Source organism: Roseomonas alba (genome assembly GCF_019430885.1).
Taxonomy (GTDB): domain Bacteria; phylum Pseudomonadota; class Alphaproteobacteria; order Acetobacterales; family Acetobacteraceae; genus Neoroseomonas; species Neoroseomonas alba.
The window spans coordinates 117,508-143,012 of the sequence record NZ_JAHYBZ010000011.1; the positions used below are offsets into that span (position 1 = coordinate 117,508).

At 66.2% G+C, this 25,505-nt stretch carries 15 protein-coding genes and 1 pseudogene; 8 read left to right on the forward strand and 8 right to left on the reverse strand.

Annotation, left to right across the window (positions count from 1 at the left end):
- Window positions 1-13: 13 nt before the first annotated feature.
- The 3 genes from KPL78_RS26265 to KPL78_RS26275 are packed head-to-tail and all read right to left on the reverse strand — an operon-like array spanning window position 14 to window position 2,339.
- Window positions 14-1,369: a sensor histidine kinase gene (locus tag KPL78_RS26265; RefSeq protein ID WP_219766005.1), complete on the reverse strand. Its 1,356-nt coding sequence runs from the start codon at window positions 1,367-1,369 to the stop codon at window positions 14-16.
- A complete protein-coding gene (locus tag KPL78_RS26270; protein ID WP_219766007.1) occupies window positions 1,366-2,025 on the reverse strand; it encodes a response regulator transcription factor in 660 nt (219 codons plus the stop codon). Before KPL78_RS26270 ends, KPL78_RS26265 begins: the two co-directional genes overlap by 4 nt.
- On the reverse strand, window positions 2,025-2,339 hold the full coding sequence (locus KPL78_RS26275; protein ID WP_219766008.1) for a PepSY domain-containing protein: 315 nt from the start codon (window positions 2,337-2,339) through the stop codon (window positions 2,025-2,027). The genes KPL78_RS26270 and KPL78_RS26275 overlap by 1 nt, the downstream gene beginning before the upstream one ends.
- Before the next feature lie 128 nt (window positions 2,340-2,467).
- On the opposite strand from KPL78_RS26275, the gene KPL78_RS26280 reads away from it, so the two are divergent.
- From KPL78_RS26280 to KPL78_RS26295, 3 genes are all read left to right on the forward strand, one after another.
- Entirely contained in the window at window positions 2,468-2,770 is a 303-nt protein-coding gene (locus KPL78_RS26280) for a PepSY domain-containing protein (RefSeq protein WP_219766009.1), read from the forward strand.
- A gap of 16 nt (window positions 2,771-2,786) precedes the next feature.
- The gene (locus KPL78_RS26285; RefSeq protein WP_219766011.1) at window positions 2,787-3,350 is read left to right on the forward strand and encodes a cytochrome b; all 564 of its coding nucleotides are present in this window, start codon (window positions 2,787-2,789) and stop codon (window positions 3,348-3,350) included.
- 1,151 nt (window positions 3,351-4,501) lie between these two features.
- On the forward strand, window positions 4,502-11,845 hold the full coding sequence (locus KPL78_RS26295; protein WP_219766014.1) for a DUF4114 domain-containing protein: 7,344 nt from the start codon (window positions 4,502-4,504) through the stop codon (window positions 11,843-11,845).
- Between the two features lie 166 nt (window positions 11,846-12,011).
- Here the strand turns inward: KPL78_RS26295 and KPL78_RS30990 are convergent.
- The 3 genes and pseudogenes from KPL78_RS30990 to KPL78_RS26310 all read right to left on the reverse strand — a co-directional run bounded on the left by KPL78_RS30990 (window position 12,012) and on the right by KPL78_RS26310 (window position 14,420).
- A pseudogene (locus KPL78_RS30990) lies at window positions 12,012-12,803 on the reverse strand (integrase core domain-containing protein).
- Window positions 12,804-12,819: 16 nt separating this feature from the next.
- Complete coding sequence (locus KPL78_RS26305) at window positions 12,820-13,905, reverse strand: fatty acid desaturase family protein (RefSeq protein ID WP_219766016.1); 1,086 nt, start codon at window positions 13,903-13,905, stop codon at window positions 12,820-12,822.
- Window positions 13,906-14,051: 146 nt separating this feature from the next.
- Window positions 14,052-14,420: a response regulator gene (locus tag KPL78_RS26310; protein WP_219766018.1), complete on the reverse strand. Its 369-nt coding sequence runs from the start codon at window positions 14,418-14,420 to the stop codon at window positions 14,052-14,054.
- Between the two features lie 250 nt (window positions 14,421-14,670).
- On the opposite strand from KPL78_RS26310, the gene KPL78_RS26315 reads away from it, so the two are divergent.
- Window positions 14,671-19,044 (forward strand): chemotaxis protein CheB, encoded by a 4,374-nt coding sequence (locus tag KPL78_RS26315; RefSeq protein WP_219766020.1) that lies wholly within the window; start codon window positions 14,671-14,673, stop codon window positions 19,042-19,044.
- A gap of 860 nt (window positions 19,045-19,904) precedes the next feature.
- Here the strand turns inward: KPL78_RS26315 and KPL78_RS26320 are convergent.
- Window positions 19,905-20,528 (reverse strand): Na+/H+ antiporter NhaA, encoded by a 624-nt coding sequence (locus KPL78_RS26320; protein WP_369412864.1) that lies wholly within the window; start codon window positions 20,526-20,528, stop codon window positions 19,905-19,907.
- A gap of 516 nt (window positions 20,529-21,044) precedes the next feature.
- Between KPL78_RS26320 and KPL78_RS26325 the strand changes: the two genes are divergently transcribed.
- The 3 genes from KPL78_RS26325 (at window position 21,045) to KPL78_RS26335 (ending at window position 22,778) form a co-directional block, all read left to right on the forward strand.
- Complete coding sequence (locus KPL78_RS26325; protein ID WP_219766135.1) at window positions 21,045-21,341, forward strand: exopolysaccharide biosynthesis protein; 297 nt, start codon at window positions 21,045-21,047, stop codon at window positions 21,339-21,341.
- A 177-nt stretch (window positions 21,342-21,518) separates the two neighbouring features.
- The gene (locus KPL78_RS26330; RefSeq protein ID WP_219766021.1) at window positions 21,519-22,331 is read left to right on the forward strand and encodes an Ntn hydrolase family protein; all 813 of its coding nucleotides are present in this window, start codon (window positions 21,519-21,521) and stop codon (window positions 22,329-22,331) included.
- 276 nt (window positions 22,332-22,607) lie between these two features.
- Entirely contained in the window at window positions 22,608-22,778 is a 171-nt protein-coding gene (locus KPL78_RS26335; protein ID WP_211860960.1) for a CsbD family protein, read from the forward strand.
- A 134-nt stretch (window positions 22,779-22,912) separates the two neighbouring features.
- Here the strand turns inward: KPL78_RS26335 and KPL78_RS26340 are convergent, their stop codons facing one another.
- Window positions 22,913-24,730: an ABC transporter ATP-binding protein/permease gene (locus tag KPL78_RS26340; protein ID WP_219766023.1), complete on the reverse strand. Its 1,818-nt coding sequence runs from the start codon at window positions 24,728-24,730 to the stop codon at window positions 22,913-22,915.
- 408 nt (window positions 24,731-25,138) lie between these two features.
- Here KPL78_RS26340 and KPL78_RS26345 point away from each other — a divergent pair, with 408 nt between their 5' ends.
- Entirely contained in the window at window positions 25,139-25,417 is a 279-nt protein-coding gene (locus tag KPL78_RS26345) for a uroporphyrinogen decarboxylase/cobalamine-independent methonine synthase family protein (protein WP_219766025.1), read from the forward strand.
- Window positions 25,418-25,505 lie beyond the last annotated feature (88 nt).

Genomic DNA, 25,505 nt, shown 5'->3' on the forward strand with positions numbered 1-25,505 from the left:
CCACACCCTCGCCCTACACCGGCTCGGCACCCGGTACCTGCGGCAGCCGCAGGATCGCCACCAAGCCGCCCCCTGGTCTCTCCCCGAACTCGAGCCCGCCGCCATGCAGCGCCGCAAGGTCGGTGGTAATGCCGAGGCCGAGCCCGCTCCCCGGCATCCGCTCATCCAGCCGGACGCCGCGCGCGAGGACAGCATCGCGTTCCGCCTCCGGCAGGCCGGGGCCGTCATCCGCAATAGCGATCGCAACCCTACCGCCTGCCGACGCCACAGAGACATCCACGCGGCTCCGGGCCATCTTGCAGGCATTCTCCATCAGGTTGCCCAACATTTCGGTCAGGTCCTGGGGATCCACCCGCACGCGCGCAGCGCGGTCCCCGCCGACCGTGATGGCCAGTCCGCGCCCGGCGAAGAGCCGGCGCAGCGCTGCGGCTACCTCCTCGGCGATGGCGTACGGTGCGACGCTGGCACCGGCGGCCGCACCCGCGAGCGCCGCCGTCCGCGCCCGTGCCAGATGATGATGCACTAGCCGGTCCAGCGCCGCGGCCTCGGACCGTGCCAACGCCACATCGGGCGACGTCGCGTCGAGCGCGTTGCGCAGCACGGCGATCGGCGTCTTCAGCGCATGGGCGAGGTTACCGACATGCGCGCGCGCCCGCTGCACCGTCGTCCGATTGGCCGCGATCAGCGCGTCCACCTCGGCCACCAGCGGAGCGATCTCGGCTGGGGCCTCGATCGCGAGGCGCTCGCGCCGTCCGTCACGCACCTCCGCCAGGGCCCGCCGCACCCGGCGCAGCGGTGCCAGCCCGGCGATGACCGTCCCGACCACGCCCAGCACCAACCCGGTCCCCAGCAGCGCGAAGACCGCCGTCAGCATCGTCCTGAGTCGCCCGATCTCCTCAAGCGTCGCAGCGCGTGACAGCGCCACGGCAAGATGCGCCGGCTCGGGCGCACCGGGCAGCACCACGTCGCGTTCGGCAAGGCGCACCGGTTCGCCCCGCGGCCCCGGGATGTCGCGCAGCAGCACCTCGGCCGTGGCGCCGGTAGGCAGCGTGGGCAGCGTCTGGTCCCACAGCGAGCGGGAGGTCGCCGGCGCCCCGCCCGGGCCCGCCACCTGCCAGTAGGCACCCGAGAAGGGCCGTTCGAAATCGGCCCCGGTGGGCGCGCGGGCCACGACCACCCGTCCATCCGCATCCGCCGCGACAGCCGCCGCCGCGGCGTCGAGCAGCCCGGCGAGCCGCGCATCGAAGGCAGCCTCGACCTGGCGGAGCGCGACGTCGGTGACGAACCAGGCGGCCGCGCCGAGCCCCGCCGCCACCCAGAACCCGGCCGCGAGCGCGAGCCGCAACGTGAGGGAGCGCGGCCACCTCATGCCGTGGCCAGGCGGTAGCCCTGCCCACGCAGCGTTTCGATCAGCCCATCCCCGAGCTTGCGCCGCAGCCGGCCCACCATCACCTCCAGCGTGTTGCTGTCGCGGTCGAAATCCTGCGCGTAGAGATGCTCCGTCAGTTCGGTCTTGGAGACCACCTGCCCGGCATGCAGGGCGAGATAGGCGAGCAACCGGTATTCCAGGCCGGTCAGCCTCACCGGCACGCCGCCGAGCAGTACGCGCTGCGCAGCCGTGTCCACCACCAACCGGCCCAGCGCGATCTCCGGCGAGACAAGCCCGTGCGCGCGCCGCACCAGCGCCTGCAGCCGCGCGACCAGTTCCGGCATGACGAAGGGCTTCGCCAGGTAGTCGTCGGCACCGGCATTGAGGCCGGCGACCTTCTCGCTCCAGGCGTCGCGGGCGGTCAGGATCAGCACCGGCATGGCCCGCCCCGCCGAGCGCCAGCGCTTCAGCACCGTCAGCCCATCGAGCCGCGGCAGACCGAGATCGAGCACGACCACGTCGTAGGGCTCGGTTTCGCCGAGGAAAAGCGCCTCTTCCCCATCCGCCGCGAGGTCCGTGACGAAGCCGGCCTCGGCAAGCGCGTCGCGCAGTTGGGCTGCGAGCGGCGCGTGGTCCTCGACAATCAGGACCCGCATCAGCGCCGTTCCTGCACCGGGCCACGGGTACGGATCACCTCGCCCGTCGCGGCATCGAGCTTGATTTCGAAGACGCGGCCGGAGGGCGGCAGCAGCTTGAACTCATACACCCAGCGACCGTCGTCGTGCTCGAGCTCGGTCTCGATGATGACGCCGACATAGCGGCGTTCAACCTCGGCCAGCAGTGCGGCGAGTGGCCGGATCTCCCCGGCGGCGAGCGCGGCGCGCGCGCGTTCGTGGTCGCGGCGGTCGTCGGCGCGCACCGCTGGCGCGGCGAGGAGGAGCACGGAAAGCAAAAGCAGGGCGCGGCGCATGGGGCGAGGCTGCAGGGTCGTGGCTGAACGGTCGCTGAACGGCCGGCTCAGCCGCGGTTCAGGTCGCTCGGTAGAGAGTGCACGCCGTTGCGGGAGTTCCGCAACCTGAACGCTGTCAGGAGAACATTATGACCCGCCATGTCCGCCCTGCCGCCGCCCTCGCGCTGGCCCTCGCCGCCGCCCTGCCCTTGGTGCCGGCCCATGCGTCCGAGCGCGACGCCCGCCGCACCGAGGAGAGCCGTGCCGTCGCCGCAGCGCGTATCGACGCCACGGCGGCAATCGCTGCTGTTCGCGCCGCCGGCTACGGCCCGGTCAGCGAACTCGACTGGGAGCACGACCGCTGGGAAGTGAAGGCGACCGATGCGGAGGGGCGGCGCGTTGCGCTCCATGTTGACGCAGCTACGGGCGCCGTCGCCCATCGCGGCCGCTGAGTGGAGGGCAGAAAGGATGGCCGCGTCCGTTGAGATCCAGCCCCATGGCGCCGCGGCGCGCGCCATCCATTGGGCTTCCGCTCTGCTCGTGATAGCGGCCTGGGCCGTCGGCAGCACGATGGAGGAGTTCCCGCGCGGCCCGAACCGCGATCTGGCCATGCAGGTGCACTACAGCCTGGGTGTCCTCGTGCTCGGCTTCGCGGCGTTGCGCGTCATCCGATACGCGGTGGCGCCGCCGCCCCGGGCGGAAGGCCCGGTTTGGCAGCGCCTGGCCGCGACAGGCACGCATGTCATGTTGATCCTGCTGACCGTCGGATTGCCGCTGAGCGGCCTGCTCGACCGCTGGGCGCGCGGTCGTCCCGTCGCCATCTTCGGCGGCGTTCCGCTGCCGGCACCCTTCGAGGTACCGGGTGGCCGGATATGGGGCGAGGCGCACGAGGTGATGGCCAACCTGCTGCTTGTCACGGTGGCGCTGCATGTCGCCGCGGCGCTCTGGCACCAGTTCGTCCTCAGGGACGGAGTGTTGATGCGGATGCTGGCAGCATCGCACCGCGGCTCGGCGACGCCGCCGGCATCCTGACGGGCTGTCGCAGGGCTTGGCATCGCGAAGCAGTACCAACCGCGCGCAATTGCGCGCGGCAGCGATGTCAGGTTGCGGCGCGCGCCCGGCGTCGCCGCAACAGCTCGAGCGTGAATCCGCGGATATCCAATCCACAGACCGGAACGCGGTGCGCGCTGCCTACCCGCAGGCGAGGCACGTCATTAGCCCGCGCCTCTCTCGCCCCGGCTCGATGGCATTGCCGCGCGCATACAGTTCGCGCCATCGTCGGTAGTATCGAATGGGTCGGCGACGCGCCTGGCCGGCGGCGAATGAAGCCGATCGCCGCGCGGTGGATACCATCCGCCGAGGCCGACATCCTTGATGGATTTTCCCCTATCACACCCGACAGGCGGGTCGTGGTGGTCGTGTCCTATCGCGTGATGTAGGAGCGATGAGTCATGGCGGGTTGGGCCGCCGGTCAGTCGGTGAAGGCGGGCGGGCGGACATGGGGAGTGTCGTTGACGGCGCCTGTGGCTTCCAGGATTAAATCGCCGGCGCGCTGGACGGCCCCTTCGTCGAACTGCTCAAGGAGAATCGCGCCGATCAGGCGGATGGCGGCCGCCTCGTTGGGAAGGTGCTGACGACATCGGTGAGCCGCCTGATCTCGCCATTGAGCCGCTCGGTCGGGCCGCTCGGGTGCGGATTGGCGCGGTGCGCGGCACGGAAGCGTATATGGGTTAGTGTCGTGTCCGCGAAGTTCGCCTGACCCCCAACGCACCTCGTGGACGACCAGGCCACTGAAAACAATGGCTAGTGGCCGGATAACGAAGTCCGCAGAACTTCGGAATCAGGACACTCGCACGTCCTCTTCCGCGGTATCCGTCAGCGTGGCGGGCTTGGCCTTCTCGATCACGGCCTTCGCCGCGTCCCGACGCGGCTCCAGGACGGTGGGGAGATAGTAGCCGCGGCGCAGCTACGGGGACACGACCTACCGCGCCGTCACCGGACGCATGCCGTCATTGCGTCGTTTCGTCCGGATCAATGATTGACGACATACACGGCGCTTATCGCTCGACGGGCCTCGGCTCCGTGCCGCACGCCTCCTGCGCGTTAAATCATTGGACACTTCGCGCGATAGGTGCGATGCGAGAATAAGACTCGCCTGACGTTATCCGCGAGCGGAGACTTCAATGACAACCTTCACGGTGACCAACCTCAACGACAGCGGCGAGGGGTCGCTGAGGGCCGCCATTGAAGCGTCTAACGCAGCGCCGCCCGGCGTTCCGAACACGATCGAATTTTCGGCATCCGGAACGATCCTGCTGGCAAGCGATCTGCCTCCTGTGACCAACGCGGTGTCGATCATTGCCGGCAACACCGCCACCGGGAACGCACCGACAGTCGGCATCGACTTCAACCAGCATGCTGGTCTTGTGTTCGGGCCGGGCTCGGCGGGCTCGCAGCTGATCGGTCTGTCACTGGGCAATGCCGACGGCGACGGGGTCACGCTGACTGCCGGCAACATCCTCCTCAACAACAACTACATCGGCCTCGCCCTCGATGGCACGGCGCTGGGAAATTCCGGCGACGGTGTCTCCATCGCGGCCACCTCTTCTGCAAATCTGATCGGCTACAATCCCGACGCCGCGGCCCTTGCTGCAGCGGGAAGTCCCGCCGACGGCGTCGTCTCCAACGTCATCTCTGCGAACGGCGGCAACGGGATCAGCGTGCACGGTTCGGCCGACAACGTCGTCGTGTCGAATCGCATTGGCACCAGTGTCGACGGCAACACGTCGATGGGCAATGGCGGCAACGGCATCTGGCTGACCGAAGGATCAAACGGCAACACGATCGGCGGTACGGTCGTCGGCAACGACGCCGCCGGCGCCCCAAACGATCCGACCGGCGACAAGGGCACGGTGACACCCGCATTCGTGGCTCCACCGCTCGGCAATCTCGTCTCGGGCAACGGACAGAATGGGGTCCTGATCGACGAGCAATCGCAGAACAACGTCCTGAACGGCAACTACATCGGCACGACGGCCGATGGTAACACGGCGCTGGGAAACCAGGGCGACGGCGTCGCGATCATCAACGCGGATTTCAACTCCCTGCATGGCTGCACCGTCGTCGACAATCCTTTCATTTACTACAACGTCGTCAGCGGCAACGCCGGCAACGGCATCCATGTCACCAACTCCGACCATGTGACGATCCGTGCCAACTTCGTCGGCATCGGCGCCAACAACGCCGTCATGGTCGGCAATGCCGGTGATGGCATCCTGATCGACGGCTCGTCGCGCAACACGCAAGTGGGCGGCGTGATCCCGCTCGGCAACGTCGTCTCAGGCAACAGCCTGAATGGCATCGAGGTCACCGACACGGCCAGCGGGTTCAGTACTCTCAATACCTTCGCCGGCATCTATGCCTTTGTCGGCGTTGCGCCGAATGGCAATAACGGCATCCTCATCACGTCCACCGGCGGGAATCAGACCGTCCAGACCAACGTGATCTCGGGCAACCTGAACAACGGCCTGGAAATTTCCGGCGACGCCTGGGGCGTGACGGTCGTGCCGAACATCATCGGGCTCGACACTCGCGGCGACACCGCCTTCGCCAACGGCAATAACGGCATCCTCATTGCGGGCACCGCGCACGACAACGTCGTCGGCGGCACCGGCATTCTGAGCAACGCGTCCGTCATTCGCCAGAACACGATTTCCGGCAACAACAACTACGGCATCGTGATCAGCGAGCAGGCCCATAACAATGTGATCAGCCAGAGCGCGATCGGGACCGACATCCAGGAGCTTGCGGCCCTTCCCAATGGGGCCGGCGGGGTATTGCTGCAAAGTACGGGCATCGGGAACGTCGTCGGCACGGCCCATGTCGGCTGGTCCCCGCTGCCTTCGCCGGCTGAGCTTGTCAACGTGATCAGCGGCAACATCGGCAATGGCGTCACCTTGGATGCCGGTGTGGAGCTCAATGCCGTCATCCAGAACTGGATCGGCCTCAATATCAGCGGCCAATTCACCTTGCCGAATGGCGGCAACGCGGTCGTCGATGGCGGCAATCACAATCTGATCTACGGCAACCTGACGGTCGCGCCGACGCCCTTGCCGTTGGAATCGCCGACAAGCCAGCTTGAGGCGCTCTATATCGGCTGGTTCGGCAGGGCCGCCGATCCGCTGGGCTTCGACGACCAGATGGGCCAGCTGCTCACGCTGATCACCGATGGCATGTCGCTCGCTGCCGCGATGCTCATCATCTCGGAAGGCTTCGCGACGTCACCCGAGAACGCAAAGTTTGCAGCACTGGCCGCGCTGACGGTGCCGGTCGTCACGCCATCGCCGCTGTTGATCGAACTGACCAACGACTTCATCAACCAGACTTTCACGAACCTGTTCGATCGGGCGGCAGACAGCGCAGAGCTGGCGGCGTGGCGAAGCGTATTCTTCTCCGGCGCGGTGCCTTATGCGGAGCTGGTCTACGACATCGCTCTGTCGGCGCTGAACGACGACGTCACGGCGATGAGTGCCAAGATCCAGGCAGCCGCGTATTTCACCTCTGCGATGACGGGGCTCGCGGAGGCCCCGTCCCTCGACGCAATGCAGGCCGCGGTGTCCGATGTTTTCGATGCCACCACGGAATACGCTTCCCAGGCCGCCACCGACGCCCAGGTGGGGTCAAGCCATGTCCAGATCGACTACCAGACGATCCTGAGTCCTCTGGACATCATCACTGGTGTGCGCGCAGATCTGGAAGGCGCCGTGATCCTGACCGGCAGCAGGGGCACGAGCGGTTCGACGGGCACGCAGGCCTTCCTTTTCCAAGGGCCGCTGAACGACACCGCGGCCGGCACGGTCTATCTCCTGAATCCGGACTTCGGCAGCGGCCAGACGGTCACCACGGCGACGCTCTACGGACCCAATACCTCCATCTTCGATCCGAGCATTGGTCTCGGCAATGTCCGCGCGGTCGGCAGCTACCAATATTCAGAGAGCCCGACCGGGATCTTCAACCACGGCATGATCTACGAGGGCCGCGTCGACGGAACCAACGGCACCTGGACTCAGGTCGACGTTCCGGCGGACGGCGTCAACGTGACCGATGGGGTCGTTATTGGCACTGCCGTCAGGGACACGATACTGCACAGCACGGCCGGGGACCTGGTCGTCGGAAACTACGACCTCGTCGGGCCCGGCGGCACGCTACTGGGCGCCAATGGCTTCATCTACAATTTGGTGACCCAGCAATACACGTTGATGAATATCAACGGCAGCTTCGACAACCTGACGTCGCTTTACGGGATATGGCAGAACGGTGTCGGCAGCACCTCCTACACGATTGCCGGCGGTACCAAGGACGGGGCCGGTTTGAATGCCGGCTTCCTGGCGCATTACGATCTGTCGACCGGCATTCTCTCGGACCTGTCATATTACACTGCGGACAATGCACCCGGGGTCATAACCCATTTTGAGAACATCACCGCGGTCCCCGGCGGGTACAACCTGGTTGCGACGACCGATGATGGCCCGGCATTCGTTTTCGTCGCGGTGAATTCTGACGGCACATTTGGCGAAGCGGTGTGGACCGCCGCGGATCTGCCGGGCAGCAACCTGATGACCGGCAACATCGTCTATCAGAACGTTTTCGGTGGCATCTACAACACCGACAGCGGCGATGAAGTCGGCAGCTACCTTGGCGTCGTCGATCAGTCGCACGTCAGTGCCGACGGCGGCCTGATCATGCCTGTAGGCTCATTCGATTTCGCCTATTCGCTGAACGTCGCTGGAAGTGTTGGTGTGTCCATCACCGGATCGGCGGTGGCCGGCAATGTCCTTGGCGGCTCGATCGGCAACGACACCCTCATCGGCACCCAAAGCCTGCTGCAGCCCGATACGATCTATACTGGCGGCGGCACGGATGTGATCGTGCTCGCGGCAGCTCATGCGGCGCGCACACGCATCGAGCTGTTCGCCGGAAACAGCCTGACCAACATCGCTGCTGTGGCACCGGGGTTTGCGATTGACGCGGTCGCCGGCAGCATCGTGGACGCCGAGAATGTCCCGCAATTGGGCTGGTGGGGCCAGGCCACAGGTCAGTTCGGCGGTCCCGTATCGGACGCCTCGACCAATGCGGGCTTGGGCAGTGGTACCAGCCAGAACATGTCGGTTGTGCTCAATTTCGCGACGGGCACCGCCAACGATCCTGGTGATGTCATCGACATCGCGCTCGATGCCTTCAGCGACTATGTCCGCGACGCCAGCGGCGCGTCGCCGATGCCGGGCTACGCGGTCTTCAGCAACTTGCTCGATGCGGGCGGCGTCATCACCGTGACCAACGCCAATGTCCTGCTGATCGACAGCCCGATCGGCTTTGCCAATGCCGCAGAGCTTGCCGCGGAGTTGTGGGTGAACCCTATCAGCTTCGCCGGTCCCCAGAGCGGGGAGTTCAACCACTTCATCATTGCCTATGCCGACCTCGAGGGAGACGTCCGCATAGCCGACATGGACATCCAACTCGGCAATACCGCAGCGTTCAACACGACCGCGCAAGGCGCGACCCTGTCCATCTCAGACATGGTGGAGTTGCGCGGTGTGTCGTTGTCATCGCTGAAGACAACAAACATCAACTTCCTGGGTGACGATCACGCCGAGATCGCCAACTCCAGTTACCTCGATTTCACTGGCTACCGCATCACCGATGAGACGACGGTCGCGGCTGCCTATCACCTTGATTCGCGAAACGTGCAGCTCGCGACGCGGGCCGGTATCAACGTCGCCATCATTCTCGATCGGGTCGAGGATCCATCGGCGTTGTTGGGCGGAAGCTGGGGCGAGCGGCAGCGCGCGCTGGCCGATCTGAATGACAGCGGCACCTTGTGGAGCACCTACGGTGCCGACCAGGCGCAATACAATGCCGTCGTGAACGTGCTGCAGAATACCTACAATCTGCGGGTCCTGGATGGCACGGATTCGGCGATCCACGGCGACTACGTTTCATCGGCGGCATCGCGGACGATCTGGGTGGAAATCGATACCGCCGCGCAGTTCGCCAATCTGTTCGACACGCCGCTGTACGTGAACAACGATGCGAGTAATCCCTTCGTCTTCTGGAACGGCAATCTTGCGCTGCCAGAGGAGTGGAACGTCCAGGGCCTGTGGTTCGATACCGAGAATGCGCCACCGGCCTCGAACATGGCGCCAGGCGGCGCGGTGTCGCTGACGCAGGGCCCGCAGAGCATCGGCAATGCGACGGCCTCGGTGCCGAACATGGCACCGAATGACATTGCCGCCCTCTATCATTTCCCGCTGGACGGACAGTCCGTCCAGACCGGGTCGATCGCCCTGATCGCCCCTGGCACCGGCAACGCGGTGCCCAATGACGGTGGCGGAACCTTCGACCAACGGCTGGCGCAGTACCTCGCCTCGATAGGGCAGACGGGCAACGGCGCTGTGTTCGTGCAGGGCCTCAATGGCCAGAATTATGTCGCCGGCGATCCTGGCGAGCGCTCGACTGATGTGGGCACCTTTGCCGCCATCAATCCAAACAGCGACATCGGCCTCTACAACGGCTCGGGCTTCAACGGGAATGCCAGCGCCTCGACCTTCACGGCGCTGCAAAGCGCCATCTGGGACCAGGTGAACAACCCGGGCGTCATTGCCAATGCCTCGCACGATCTGCAAGGCATGTCGCCGAACTCGCCATTCTATCGCGCTTATTCGCAGCTCTATGTCGACGCGGCGTTGCGCAACCAGACGGTGCTGTCGGCTCTCGGCGACGGCGGCTCAGGCAACGGGACCGGCAACGGGCTCGCGAATGTCTCGTTCGATCTGACCAGCCCCTACGCCTTGCTCGTCGGCGGCACGTCGAAATCCACGCTCGCTGCGGCCGCGGGCGACCCGACGCTGTTCTCATCCTTCGTCGAGCCTGCCTTGGCAGGCGATCTGTCGACGATCTGGCAGCTCATGGCGAACGGGTTGACCAGGCTGCCCAGCAACGCGACCGCCGCGCAGGCTTTCGTGGAGACGGCGTGGGACAGCTATGTCGTGAACGGTGGCGCGATCACCTCCGCCGAGGCGTCCCCGGGAGGCTACCTGCGCGGCACGGCGGGCGCTGGTGGCGTCGACCCGACCCAGCCAACACCATCCTACCAAGCCGCCTATGGGCTTAGCCCCGTCACGGCGGACCCCATGGCGCAGTCCGGCCACGGCGTTCCCGACGTATCGGGCAATGCCGGCGGTAATCTCAACTATCTCGTTCCAGGCAATGACATGCTGGGCGTCACGGGACAGCACGGCACCGGTCCGGCAGCGGCGTTCTGGGGGGCGCTGACAACCCAGTTCAACCTGATCTTCGAAGATCAGGGATTGCCGCGTCTCGGTTACATGAACGACCTGCTCTACATCGCCTCGGTGATTGCCCCGGCCGCCTTCGCCGACGTGACGCTCGGCAACAATATCTCGTCCTTTGTCGAAGGACGGGGATACAGCACCGCCGACACCGCGGGCACGGGCCAGGTCGAGGTAACGCCGACCGGCCACGGATACTACGCCGGGCCCGGATACGACCTGGTAAGCGGGCTTGGTACCCCGAATGGCATGCTGCTCGCGCGCGCCCTGACGGCCATCGGCCATTCCGAGATGTACTTCAGCGAAAGCCCGGACATGCTCGACGCTGCCGGCGACGGCTGGACGAGCGGCGCGAACCAGAGCCTGTTGTTCCAAGCCATGTCCGCTGAGAGCGCGACGATCGACGTGAGCCTGGGGTCTCAGCTCCAGACCGTCTCCAGCGGTCCTTCAGGCGCCTACGCCTGGAACAGCCGACTGGCACAGCAGTCGCTGCAGGCAGACTTCGACCCGGCGCTGGTCAGGATGTTCGACCAGTACGCCCAGGGCGCGGTAATGCAGTCGCAGGTGTCGTCGGGCGAGGACGTCTCGGTGTCCATCAATGCCTCGATGGGCAATGCGATTCAGGGCTCGTTGAGCAGCGCCTTTGGCTTTGCCGATTTTCTGACGGATAGTGGCGCCGTGCGCGTCGCGCGCGCGGTCGCGGTTGCCGAAACGGCAGGTGGCCTCGACGACCAGATCGCCACGGTGCGCGTGCGACAGAACGGCACGGACAACCTGTCGCTCAGCCTTTACCGTGTCGACGATCTTGGCGGCATGATCGATGGCCTCAGCCCTGGCTCGGCCGGCTACGCCGACGCAGCGCAGACCCGGGCCTACCAATTTGCGGATAAGGCAACGTCGCTCGACGGTCCTGGCTATGGAGAATACACCCAGGCTTCGCTTGTCGGTATCGATGCCGGTGACTTGATCGCCATGAGGCTCACCACCGCTGACGAGACCTATTGGGCATTCGCTCAGGCCAATGAAACCGTGGATGGCCAACAGGTCGGCCATATCTGGAACTACGGGCTGAACACATGGGGATGGGAGGACCAGAAGGGTGGAGGCGACCGCGATTTCAACGACCTCGTGGTCCAACTCGACTTCAACAGTGCTGCCGGCCATGGCTGGCTCGTGTAGCCAGAGCTGATGGCCTGCTGCCGGTTCGATGGACACGGAGTTTAGCCTGAACTGGCCAAGCGCTCGAACTCCACAGGGCTGAGATACCCGATGGTGGAGTGCCGTCGTCTGGGGTTGTAGAAGCGCCGAAGTTGCCCCGCTTCAGAGGACGGATTGGGAGTAGCGGTCAGTCCTTCATGAGCATGTTCCTCGCTTCGAATTCGATGGGCGAGAGATAGCCGAGGGACGAGTGGCGCCTGGTCGCGTTGTAGAAGCCCTCGATGGAGTGGAATACGGCCATGCGCGCCTCGGCCGGGAACGGAAGCGACGCCGTTCGAGCAGCTCGCACTCGAGTGTGGCGAAGAACGCCTCGGCCAGCGCGTTGTCGCAGGCATCGCCGACCGATCCCGTGCTGGGGCGGACGCCGGCCTCGCAGCATCGCATTCCGAAGGCCAGCGACGTGTACTGGCTGCCCTGTCGGCATGCACCCGCGGCGCGCCGTAGGTCCCGTGCGAGCCGGCATGGATCGTTCGGATCCGGCGCAGCAGGGCCGCATCCGCCTGGGCGTGCGCCGAGGCCGGCCGGCTGCGCCAGGCGTAGTAGTCGGAGGCCGAGACCCGCAGCACACGGGCCATGGCGCGCGTGGGGAATTCGGCATGGTGCGCGCTCATGGACTCGAAGACCCGGACGAGGTCTTGTCCCGCGCGAGCCAAGCCGCCGCCTTTGCCAGGATGTCGCGCTCCTGGCGCAGGCGATGGTTCTCACGGCGAGGACGGCTCAGTTCCTCGCGCTCGGCGCTGGTCGTCCCGCCGCCTTTGCTCGCTCCGGCCTCTCGATCCGTCTGGTGAACCCCATGCGCGATCGACTGCGCGTTCGGTTTAAACTCACGCGCAAGGTCCTGCGGGGTTCGTCCCGACCGAACCAGTTCCACCATCCGCCGCAGGAACTCAGGCGGGTCGAGCACTCTGAACCTGGGCATCTCAGACACTTCCGTCTCAAGCCTCGGGGTGTCCACGAAAGAGGCTCAACTTCATCATCCGCCGTACCGCTTCGACAGAGCGGATCAGAGCGCGGGCAGGGACACGTACTCCGCGGAGCGGTAGCCGCTGTTGGCGGGGACGACATACCCATCCTTTACGCGGCGTCGACCTCAACTCCGCGAAGGTCACCATCCGCTCCTTGTCTTCGTCCCAGAGCACCTGGCGCGGGCCGCGCAGGCCTTCCCACAGTGTGAGGACGTGCGCGCTGGCGAATGCCGGATGCGCGCGATGGCATTCCTCGAGCCGATAGTTTGGCACCCGGGGTGCAAGATGGTGGACATGATGGAAGCCGATGCTGCCCGTGAGCCACTGCAGCGGCCGTGACAAATGCAGGAAGGAGCAACCTTCGATGGCGGCTGTTACCGGATTCCAGTCGTCGTGGCGGGCCCAGCGCGCACCTTCGAAGCGATGCTGCACCGAGAAGATCCAGACGCCGGCAGTACTCGCCGGGACCATTACGGCGAGCAGTACAAGCAGCGTACCCGGAAAGCCCAGGACAAGGCCGAGGCCGGCGTAGCAGGTCAAGAGGCTGAGGTTGGTCAGATGCACGCTGCGGCGTTCGTGCAGCCAGGAGGGCGGGGTGTCGAAGGGTAGGCGATAGAGTACGAGGAAGATGAAGGGTGGAAGTAGGAGCAGAGCCACGATCGGATGATTCAGCAGGCGATGCCACCGCCGCCGGGAGGGGCTGAGAGCCTCGTATTCGGCAACGGTCAGGCAGGCCGAGTAGATGTCGGTGCCGCGCCCCTCCCTGCGATCCAGGTCGTTCCAGGTGCCATGGTGTTGCGCGTGCTGACGTCGCCAATGCGCATAGGGCGCAAAGGTGAAAAGCGAGCAGAATCGACCGAGCGCGTCATTAGCTCGCCGCGATGACAGGAAGGAGCCGTGACCGCAGTCGTGCTGGATGATGAAGGTTCGCACGGTCAGTCCGGCGGCAGGGAGCATCAGGGCGGGTACCAACCACCACCAGCCAAGGGCGAACCCGATATGCATGGCCGCCAGAACTATGATGAGCGGCACGAGGGTCGAACCGAGTTGAGCCATGGCAACATGCGGCATCGGCTGTTGGAAAGGAAGAATGGCGGCGCGGAGCTCTCCTGCCACGGCCCCGCTGGCGCAACCCGTCGCCAGGCATTGGGGGTCTTGCGCCGCAGCCTGGCCAGGCTGCGATTTCGGCGGGTGCGGGGACATTAGCTTTTCCGCTGCGCCAATCGAGTGGGCGTGGCGCTCAGGACGGATCGAATGGCATCGGCAAGTTCAATTTCGCGATACGGCTTGTCTATCATCGTGGCCCCCGGCCCCAGCGTGTGGGTATCGAGATCCTCGCTACTGACGAAGATGTGTGGCACGAAGCCTGTGCTGATGATCTCCCTGACGGCTGACACTCCGTTGCCATGGCGCAATCGTGGAGTGACGATCATCAGATCGGGCCGACGTCGCGCCGAAGCTGCAACCGCCGCCGCTTCGCTGGCGACGATGGCGGAGATGCCATGGCCCATCCCCTTCAGCACTTCCGCCAGCAGCACGGCGACGATGCCTTCTTCTTCCAGGATGAGCACGCAGCTTGCCTTCATTGCGCCGCTGGGCCTTTCCCCGCGATCTCGTCCTGTCGCCACAGCCATCTGGAGTGGCGGGATGCCGCGGTCGCGACCGTATAGGTCAGGGCCGCCAGCGGGAAAGGCTCGGAAACTACGCAGCCCATGACTGTGGAACGGCCCCGCGCCGATTGAGCCCCCCGTGAAGCGCCGGGAGTGATATCCTTCCAGCGTTCCCGCCTCCGTCGGCGGCAGCCGCCAAAGACGATCGAGAATGCCCCGACAGGTCCGCCACCCAGCCAAGACAACCCGCCCCGGATCGAGCCGCTCACCGCCGCCGAATTCCGATCCCGCGGCCTTTCCGGTCGTTGGCATCGGTGCCTCGGCTGGCGGCCTGGAGGCCTGCCGCAAGCTCCTGGACGCGTTGCCGGCGGGTACCGGCATGGCCTTCATCCTGATCCAGCATCTCGACCCGACGCATGAGAGCATGATGGGGGACCTGCTCGCCGGGCATACCACGATGCGCGTGCGACAGGCGACGGATGGCATGCGCCTGGAGCGCGAGCACCTCTATCTGATCCCGCCGGGAACATACCTCTCCGTCCGCGATGGCGCGCTGCACCTGTCGCAACCCCAGGCCCGTCATGGCGCGCGACTGCCTTTCGACTTCCTTCTGCACTCGCTGGCCGAGGCCTGCGGTTCGCGCGCGGTCTGCGTCATCCTGTCCGGCACCGGCGCGGATGGCAGCCTCGGCGCGCAGGCGGTGAAAGCGAAGGGCGGGCTCGTCATCGCGCAGGATCCCGGTGAGGCGGATTTCGACGGCATGCCGCGCAGCGCGATCGCGACCGGCGCGGTGGATCTTGTGCTTCCGGCAAGTGAGATCCCCCGCGCGCTCACCCGGCCCGACCCGCCCACACCGGCACGCGCCACCGGGCAGGACCGTCTGCCCGACATCATTGCCCTGCTCACGGCGCGGACTGCGCACGACTTTACGCTCTACAAGCCGGGCACGCTGCGCAGACGGATCGAGCGCCGCATGGCGATGGCCGCAGTCAAGGCCAATGCGCCGGACGCGTATCTCGATCTGCTCCGACGCGATACGGATGAGCTCGACCGCCTGGCCAGGGATCTACTCATCCATGTCACCAGCTTCTTCCGCGATCCGAAGACGTTTGACGTGCTGGAGAAGGCTGCCCTGGCCGACCTCGTGCGAGGGCAGCCAACGGACCGTCCGCTCCGCGTCTGGATCGCCGGCTGCAGCACGGGGGAGGAGGCCTACTCGCTGGCCATGCTCTGCCTCGAGCAGATCGCCGCTGCGGCGCGCAGCATCAGGCTCCAGGTGTTCGCGTCGGACATAGACCCGGAGGCCGTCGCCACCGCGCGCGAAGGCCTCTACCCCGACAGCATCGTGGAAGCGGTTTCTCCAGCACGGCTTGCCCGCTTCTTCACGAAGGAGGAGCACGGTTACCGGGTCGTGCCGGAACTGCGTGCCGCGGTGATCTTCGCCGTACAGGATATCCTGGCCGATCCGCCCTTCTCGCGCCTCGACCTAATATCCTGCCGGAACCTGCTAATTTACCTGAATCCGGAGGCGCAGAGCAGGGTTATCGCCCTGTTCCACTTCGCCCTGCGCCCGGGCGGCGTGCTGCTGCTGGGCAGCGCCGAGACCGTGGGCAGCCTGGGCAGTGGTTTTGCGACGATCGCCAAGGCCGAGCGTATCTATCGACATGTCGGCCACGGCCGCCCCGGCGAGCTCGCCCTGCCGCTCGGTACCGTCGATGGTGCGCGCGTCGCTCCGCGTTTGGGCTCGGCAGCCTCGCCGGCGCGCCCGGTTGTGCTAGCCGAGCTGTGCCGGCGTCTGGTGATGGAGGCCTATGCGCCGGCGGCGGTCCTGGTCGACCGCCAGAATGCCTGCCTTTATTCGCTGGGGCCGACCGACCGGTATCTGCGCGTGGCGCCGGGGCCCCCGACGCATGATCTGCTTGCCATGGCTCCGCCGAGCCTGCGCACGCGGCTCCGCGCCGCGATCCGGCAAGCGAGCCAGGGGAAGGCGCGCGTCATCGTGGCTGGCGGGCAGGTGCAGCGTGAGGGTGCACCAACGTCTTTCAGCATCGACGTGCGTCCGGTGTCGCATGATGGCGACACGCTGTACCTGATCTGCTTCGTCGACACGCCGACCAAATCGGGTCCGGGGCTCCGCGCCGCTGCAGCGGAAGACCTGTCACGGGTCGCCGAGCTAGAGCAGGAGCTCGAAGCCACGCGCCTGGAACTGCAGGGAACCATTCACAGCCTGGAACTGGCCGCGGAGGAGCAGAAAACCCTTCACGAGGAGGCGCTCTCGGTCAACGAGGAGTATCAGTCCGCGAACGAGGAGCTGCTGACTTCGAAGGAAGAGCTGCAGTCGCTCAACGAGGAATTGACGGCTCTCAACAGCCAGCTTCAGGAAACCCTGGAGCGGCAGCGCACCACCTCCGACGATCTGCAGAATGTGCTCTACAGCACGGATGTGGCGACGCTCTTCCTCGACACGAACCTCAGGATCCGCTTCTTCACGCCGGCCACCAAGGCACTGTTCCACGTCATTGCGAACGATGTCGGACGGCCGCTGTCGGACCTCCGCGCGCTGGCCGCCGATGACAGCCTGCTGGCTGATGCGCGTGCAGTGCTGAAGACGCTCGCACCGAGCGAGCGGGAAATCGAAGCACCCGGTGGCGGCTGGTTCATGCGGCGGATCCTGCCCTACCGTACCCATGACGCCCGGGTGGAGGGCGTCGTCATGACCTTCACCGACATCACCGAGCGGAAGCATGCGGCACGGGCGCTGGAGGAGGCCAAGCAGCTGGCGGAACAGGCCAGCGTCGCGAAGTCGCGCTTCCTCGCCGCGGCGAGCCATGACCTACGCCAACCGCTCCAGACGCTGGTGCTGCTGCAGGGCCTGCTCTCGAAGGCTGACATGGGAGCGGCCGCGCAAAAACTGGTCGCTCTGCTCGAACCGACCCTGAGCGCTATGACGAGCATGCTGAATACGCTCCTGGATATCAACCGGATCGAAACAGGCACGGTCAGCGCAGAACTGACGAACGTGCCGGTGAACGACATCCTCTCAACGCTACGGGAGGAATATACCTACCATGCCCGTGCACGAGGACTGGTCCTGCGCGTGGTGCCGTGCAGTCTCACGATCCACACCGATCCGCGTCTGCTTGAGCAAGTGCTCCGCAATCTGTTGTCGAACGCGTTGAAATACACCAGGCACGGCAAGGTGCTGCTCGGTTGCCGCCGGCGGGCGGGCGGGCTCCGTATCGAGATCTGGGATACCGGCATCGGCATCGCTCCGGAGGCCCTGCAGGCGATCTTCGAGGAATATCACCAGGCCGACAACGCGGCACGCGAACGGAGCCGCGGGCTCGGGCTCGGTCTGTCCATCGTTCGCCGGCTCGCGGCGATGCTCGGCCACGCCGTGCGCGTCCGCTCGCGCCCGGGGCACGGCTCCGTCTTCACCATCGACGTGGCGCTTGCCACAGAGGATGCAGGCGGGCGACCACCGCACGCGGCGCCCGGCAGCGATGGCGCCCGTCGCAGAGGCATGATCCTGGTGGTCGAGGACGATCCCGAGGTACGTGACCTCCTGGCCCTGGTGCTGCAGGAGGAGGGGCATCAGGCGATCACGGCACCAGACGGCATCGCGGCGCTGGAGATGGTGTCGCGCAGAGGGCTCCACCCGGATCTTGTCCTCGCGGACTACAACCTGCCCGGCGGGATGGATGGCGTCCAGTTCGCCACCACGCTGCGCGAGAGATTGCGACACCAGGTGCCGGTCATCATGCTGACCGGCGACATCTCGACCGATACCCTGCAGAAGATGCTGCTGCTGGACTGCGTGCGGCTCCACAAGCCGATCAGGCTGCCCGATCTGACGGAGGCGCTTCGGGACCTTCTCGGCTCGGCGGTGCCGGCGTCGAGCGTGGCCACCACGCCTTCGCCGGAAGCCGTCGACGTGCCCGTCATCGTCGTCATCGACGACGACAGCCAGGTCCGCGCAGCTCTGCGCGCCGTGCTCGAGGATGAGGGCAGGCTGGTCGAGGACTATGCGAATGGCGAGTCTTTTCTCGATTCCTACCGGCCCGGCCGCGAGGTCTGCCTGCTGGTCGACGCACGCCTGCCAGGCATCGGAGGCCTCGAGCTGCTGCGGAAGCTGCAGGCCGCTGGCCACGAACTGCCGGCCATCATGATCACCGGCCAGGGCGATGTGCGGATGGCGGTACAGGCGATGAGGGCAGGTGCCGCGGATTTCATCGAGAAGCCGGTCAGTCGCGACGAGCTGCTTGCGGGGATCGATCGCGCGCTCGACCAGGCGCGGGATTCAAGCAAGCGCCTTGCCTGGCACGAAAGCGCGGCGCGCCGGATCGCGGGCCTGACGGCGCGGCAGCGTGAGGTGATGGAGCGCGTCCTCGCCGGTCATCCCAGCAAGAACATCGCCGCCGACCTGGGCATCAGCCAGCGCACCGTGGAGAATCACCGCGCCGCCGTCATGCGGAAGACGGGGGCGGCCTCGCTACCGGCCCTGGCCCGGCTGGCGCTGGCGGCCGATGGGAACGCGGAAGCGGAGACACATGGCTCGGCGGGGGTAGGGCCGCAGGCTAGGTAGTTTCCGGGGCTGGCGCTGCCGCGCAAGGTGGGCTTGGCTGCTGTCCCGCCACTCATGGAGGCCGCCCGAGGCCGCTGGGCCAAGGACGATCCTGGGCCGATAATTCTCGGCACTCGTGCTCGCGCCGCAGCGTTGTGACTCGGCTATCGGCCTCACCATGCTTGCAGCATCCTGGAGGCCATCATGACGCCGCTGCTACCGCGTTCCCCAGCCGAGAGCCTACTGACGATCGTCTTTGACCATCGGGTCGTCTCACGCGCCATCCTTGGAAGTGTCACCTTCGGCGACATTGCGCGAATACGGGCAGGTTTGGCCCACCCCCGCTACGGTGATCCGCTAGCCATTTCGGTGGTTCTTGGACATTGCGATGCTGGCGCGCCCATCGACGGTTCAGCATCCCGACACTGATCCGGATGCTTCCGCCGCCATCGTTGACATGCCGTCCACAAATCCTTCGATCCTGTTCGAGATGTCCCGGCCCAGGCTCGCATGGCAAGGCATCGGCACGCCCGTCCCGGCGCTGCGCAAAGTAGTCCGCGACACCGTCGCCGGGCCGTGTGCCTATGCGGCCGGTTGGTCGAGCCTCCAACGCCTCGTCTCTACACCTTTCGGGCAGGCAGCAGTGTTGCCTGCGCCCTGGTGGCCGCGAAGGGTGACGCAGCGGCGATGACCTTCACCTTGGGTTGCTTGGGCTTCTTCGCTTCCCGGCTGGTCCGCTTCTGACCTTTGGCCATTGCTCTCTCCTGTGGTTGGCGGATGCTGCGCGACGCTGATCGCCCGGCGCATTTTCACAGCATGGCGGTCCGCTTGGCCGCAAATGATGCGCCTGCACCGTGCACATCGTGGTCCGCATCACGGAATCACAGGGCGCGGGGCAACATGTTTTCGTGCTGTCCGGCATCGGCAGCGCTCGCCATGGTCTCCCGACGGCGGCCGATATGACCAAGCCATGCCAGCAGCGAAAGTCCTCCCGCCGCCGAGATGACGGAGGCGACCAGGATGCCAAGCTTCGCGGCCTCAAGCAGCGCATCCTCGAAGGCAAGCTCGGCGATGAACAACGCCATGGTGAAACCGACGCCTGCGAGCATGCCGCCGCCGGCAAGGACGCCCCAGCCCAGGGCCTTCGGTCGCACGGCGGCGCCTGAGCGTACTGCCAGCCAGGCGAAAGCCAGGATTCCGAGCGGTTTGCCAAGCGAAAAGCCGATCACCACAGCCAAGGTGATCGGATCCGCAAGGCCGGCGAGGGAAACATGCACACCGGCATTGGCCAGCGCGAACAGCGGCATGACGCCGAATGCCACCCAGGGATGCAGGACCAGTTCCAGTCGCTCTACTGGTGCCAGGCCTTCCCGCGTCGCCTTGCCAGCCGAGCGTAGCAACTTCCGGTCCTCGGTATCCCCGCTCCAGTGGTTGCCGGGTGGATACCCGGCAGCATTCTCGGCCGGCACAGTCGTCGCCGGCATGCCGATCGGCGCTGCGAGCACGTCCCCCTATGGCGCTGCTTCGCATGCATCGGGCCGATCCTTACAGGACGCGCGCTGGTCTGGCGGCGGCGGTGCGTGCGAGGTCAGCGCCCCGTGGCTCGCAACGCTGGTTCAGGCTTTCCATCTGGCAGGGCGGGCGCGATCGCTTGGTTGATCCTGCCAATGAGGAGCTGTTGGCCGCGTAGTGAAGCGGCGTCCATGGCTTCGACGAAGCCCCTGCGGTCGACACCACGCCGCTGCCTGGAACGCGGCGACGGATCTGGGGTCGTACCGCGATGCCGGGCGTTGAACTTGGACCGTCCCCGACCTGGCGCATGGCTTCCCGATCGATAGTGGCGTGGCCGGCAGTGGCAGCGCAGGGCCCTGAGTTATCGATGCGGGAATCTCTGCCGCGCGGCATATCGCCGCGTTCTGGGGCATCGACCGCGCCTGGCGCTGAGGATTTCTGCCGCGACGAAAGCCGCAAGCGGTCCGGTATTGGTAACTTGTGCGGACACCGTGTAGTGCCTGTTGCTGATGGTTCCGCCGATGCAGATGATTCCGGCCCGCGGCAGGCCGCTCTTTCCCCGCCGTGTTGACGAACGGCATTTGGCGGAACGCAGTCTTGCTAAGATGGTGCGACGTGCGGTGCCTGTCATTCGCTGGCTGGAGCGCTTCATCCGCCGGCGATGGTATACGCCGTTCGTGGCGACGAAGCGGGTGGTCGGCGTCATCGTGCTGCTGCTGGGTGCCTGCCTTCTCGTCCCGGTGCCGCTGAGCAATCTGCTGCAGGCCCTGGTGATCACGCTGATCGCCTTCGCGTATCTGGAGTAGGACGGCCTGTTGCTCTGAGCCGCGCTGCTCGTCGCACTCTGGAACCTCGCGACGGCCGGCATCTTCATATGGGAAGCGGCAAGTGCCACCGGTTGGGTGCCTGGCCTTCTCTGAGCGCGAGGGTGCGTGCGGCGGGGGACCGCAGTTGAGGATAACACCGCAGGAAAGGATCTCGTTGTGACGGTCATTGTCTCGGTGAAGATCAACGACGGCATCGTCATGGCCGCCGACAGCGCGGGTACCATGGAAAGCGGACAGATCTACGCGCACGCGCACAAGATCGCCAATCTATGCGAAGGCTTGTCCATCGGGGCCATGTCCACGGGATCGGGAGGCATCGGGAACGAGTCTGTCGAGACGCTCCTCAAGGACCTGAGACGGCGATTTGCCGGTCTCAGCGCGGGGCACAGGGACTGGCGGCTCGATCCCGAAACCTACACAGTCGAAAAGGTCGCGGATCGATTGCGCAGCTTTCTCTTCGAGGAGAAGGCCGCGGTCTGCGCTGATCCAACGAACATCCAGGTGCGTGTCTGTGGCTACTCCGCCGGCCGCCCATTGGCCGAAATATGGGAAGTCAACCTGACACAGCAGGCATGCCCGCCGCCGCGGCGCGTCATGGACGAGAGCCTCTTCGGCGTGTTGTGGGACGGGCAGTATGAGGCCTTGAACCGGCTCATCCTGGGTATCGGCTTTGACATCGATGCCGTGCTGATACGCCATGGCATGGCCCCTCAGCAGGCCGCCGACCTTCAGAAGAGACTGGTCAAGGATCTGTATGCGACGCTCGCCGTCCCGGCGATGCCGATCCAGGATGCGATCGACCTCGCGCGATTCCTGGTCGAAACGACGATCGGCTTTGTCCGCTTCGCCGTCTTCCTGCCGAAATCAGTCGGCGGTTCGGTCGAAATTGCAACCATCACGAAACATGAGGGCTTCCGTTGGGTGCAGCGAAAGAGCTTCCACCTGCCCGATGAGCCGCGAGAGCGCTGACGCCGGTTCAGGGGCCTTGATCCGCCGCTTCCCTTGATTGCACCTGCTCAAGCTGCGGCCCGAACCATCGCCCCCAGATGTGCCATGCCCGCGATGTCTGCGGGAGACCGTGCAATCTGACCGGCCCAGCGCCATATCTGAAGACGCGGCTGTGGACCTGGCCCCAACGTCTCTTCCAGCGACAGGTCGATAGCCATGCCTCGCCGGCGGCCTCGGTGGCCGTCGTCGACCCGCGCCTCCTCGGCGCCAATGACAACAACCTCGGAGACATCGGTCATGGACAAGGACAGGATCATCGGATCGGCGAAGCAGGTCGAGGGCTCCGTCAAGGAAGCCGTCGGCAAGGCCATCGGCGACGCCAAGCTGCAGGTGGATGGCAGGGCGGAGAAGGCGGAGGGCAAGGCCCAGAACCTTCTCGGGGCTCTCAAGGACACCCTGAAGCCGTAGCGCTGCGCGGCTCCGCCCATGTGACGTGGCGGAGCCAACCTGCGCCCGCAAGCGGATGAAACCAAGCCGCCCGGAAAGGAACTGCGTGAAGCGGCTGCTGGAAGCAGCTGTCAATCACGTCGTGGCATTCAGGATCAGGGTCCGTAACCCTCTCGCAGTCGATCGATCACGCTGAGCGGCCTGGGTCGCGGCAGCTTCGCCGCCTGGCGGCGCGCATAAACCTCGTTGAGCAGGATCTCGCCGTCGGCGGCACGCTCCAGTGTCAGGCGCCGGTTGAAGATGCCCGCCGATCCCGGGTGCCGCCCGATCAGGACGATGCCGGCCAGCGGCAGCAGGTCCACTATCAAGTGCAGCATCACATCGGCTGAGGCCGGGTCGAGCGCATCCGTCGCATCGCCCAGCACGATCCAGCGTGGACGCAACAGGATGATCCGCGCGAAGGATAGCCGCTGCACTTCCGCCGCTGTCAGCATGCGAACCCAGTCTCCCGCTTCGTCCAGCCGCGACGAGAGATGCGCGAGGCCAACGCTGGCGAGGGCGGCTTGCAGCGCCGCATCATCGTGACATTCCGTTGGCCCCGGGAAGGCAAGCGCCTGGCGCAATGATCCCTGCGGCAGGAACGGCCAGGGGCCGACGGCGACCATCCCGTCATCGGCCGGCAGGTTCACGCGACCGCGCCCCCAAGGCCAGATGCCGGCCAGCACGCGGAATAGCGCGCTCGCCGCCTCGGGATCGCCATCCACCAGCACATGCTCGCCCGGTTCAACCGTCAGGCTGAGGTCGGACAGCATGGCTGTGCCGTCGGGTGACGCGATCCACAGATCCCGGACACCGAGCTGCGACGTCGACACGCGGTCCAGGTTGATCGCGGTCTCGCCCCTGCGCGCGGCTTCCAGGGCGACGATGCGGACTGCCTCGTCGAGCATCAGCACGCGCTCCACCGAGGCGCGCCATCCGGCGATCAGGGCCAGGTTGTCGACCGGCCAGGACAAGGCCGCCGTGACCTGCTGGAACGCCTGCCCCGACTGCATCAGGCGACCGAGGGAGAGCGCGCCCTCAAGGAAGCGCGGCGTGCCGACGAGGATGGGAAGCACGCCGGCGAGGGCCACATAGCCGGAGGAGAAGGCCAGCAGTCTCGCCAGGCCGGCGGATTGGTCGCGCCAGGATTGCGCGATGGTCTCGAAGACGGACTCGAGCCGTTCGCGCTCCAGGGGTTCGCCGCGTGCGACGGCGATGGGCTCGCCGCTCTCATGCGCGCGCACCAGGCTGAAGCGGAACTCTGCCTCCCTCGTCTGCCGCGTATCGGTGGCGCGTACGAGCGGGCGGCCGAGCAGGAAGGCGATGACAGCCCCCATGCCGGCGTAGCCGAAGGCGAGCGCGACGAGATGCCCGGGCACATCCAGCCCCGCCACACGGATCCAGCCCGACAGCGACCACAGGATGCCGACGAAGGTCACCAGCAGAAGCATGCAGTAGAATAGGCTGCTGGCCAGATCGATGGCGACCTCCGTGGCGATGCGGATGTCCTCCGCGATGCGCCCGTCCGGATTGGCGTGGTCGCCGGGGATGAGGTCGGCCTGGTAGTGCCGCGCATCCTTCATCCAGTCGCCAATGACCCGCGCCGTCAGCCAGCGTCGCCAATCGAATTGCAGCCGCCGGCGAACCACCAGGTGCGCCGTGTTGGTCGCCATGGTGCCGAGCAGGATGAGGACAAAAATGCCGATCTGGTCCATGGCGCGGTCGGTCGAGTGCCGTTCCAGCGCATCGAACAGATCGGCGCTCCAGATGTTGAGTCGGATCGCGAGCAGGACCTGCGCGACGACGAGCAACGCGAGCGCGGCCGTCAGCAGGCGCGGGCGCCAGCGCATCGGCCCCGTCCAGTAAGGGCCGGCGATTCTGGTGAAATCGCGGAAGAACCGCTGCGGGTGGCTCGGCTCGGTGTTTCTGCTCATCGAACCCCCTTCCTAGCGTCGACGATCCGGGGCAGGCATCACCCAGGGTGGATCATATAGGATGGGTGGGGCGCGCGAGCCCGCACCTGCATCTGGTGGTGGACCAGGCGCGTCAGATGGTAGCGCCGAAACGCCGCCCGATGCCCACCAGGGGTGCCATTGCCCGCGACGCCGGGGGGGGGGGACACGAGAGACCGACGCGCTGGCCGGTGGCGCCGCCATCCGCACGGGCATCGCCAGGTACAGGCACGGGCGTTTCATCCGGCATCTCGCGACGCGCTGCTGGCCGGGCAGGATCGCCGAGCCAGGAAACTACCTCTCCTGGATGGTGAACCCGCGTGGGCCGATGCTGATGTCGACGCCGGACCGATGCTGCTCCTGGTGGTGCCAGTATGCGGGTAACCGGCGATGCTCGATGACGAGGCCGGCGGCCACTCCTTTCGGCCGGAGCTGCCGGGCGCGGCCGCGCAGCAGATCTCGATCAAGGCGGCGCAGCCGAAGCTCGCTCTCAACATCCTGAAAGACCACCCGCCGGGCGGGACGGCGATGGTTGGTGTACTCGATCTCGGCGCGTCGGAGGTCGAGACGTCGGAGGTGGTGGCTCAGCGCATCCGCGCCGTCGCCAAGCTTAAGCCGCTGGCAGACGGCGCGGCGATCGTGCGGAAGGAACTGGGGCACACGGCCTGATGCAGCCGGGACGACGGTCGCCCCCGCCGTCCCGCCGCGCCGGATTGAGGCCCCGGCGTGCTTCGCCGGCCTGTGGCGATCGCCCCTT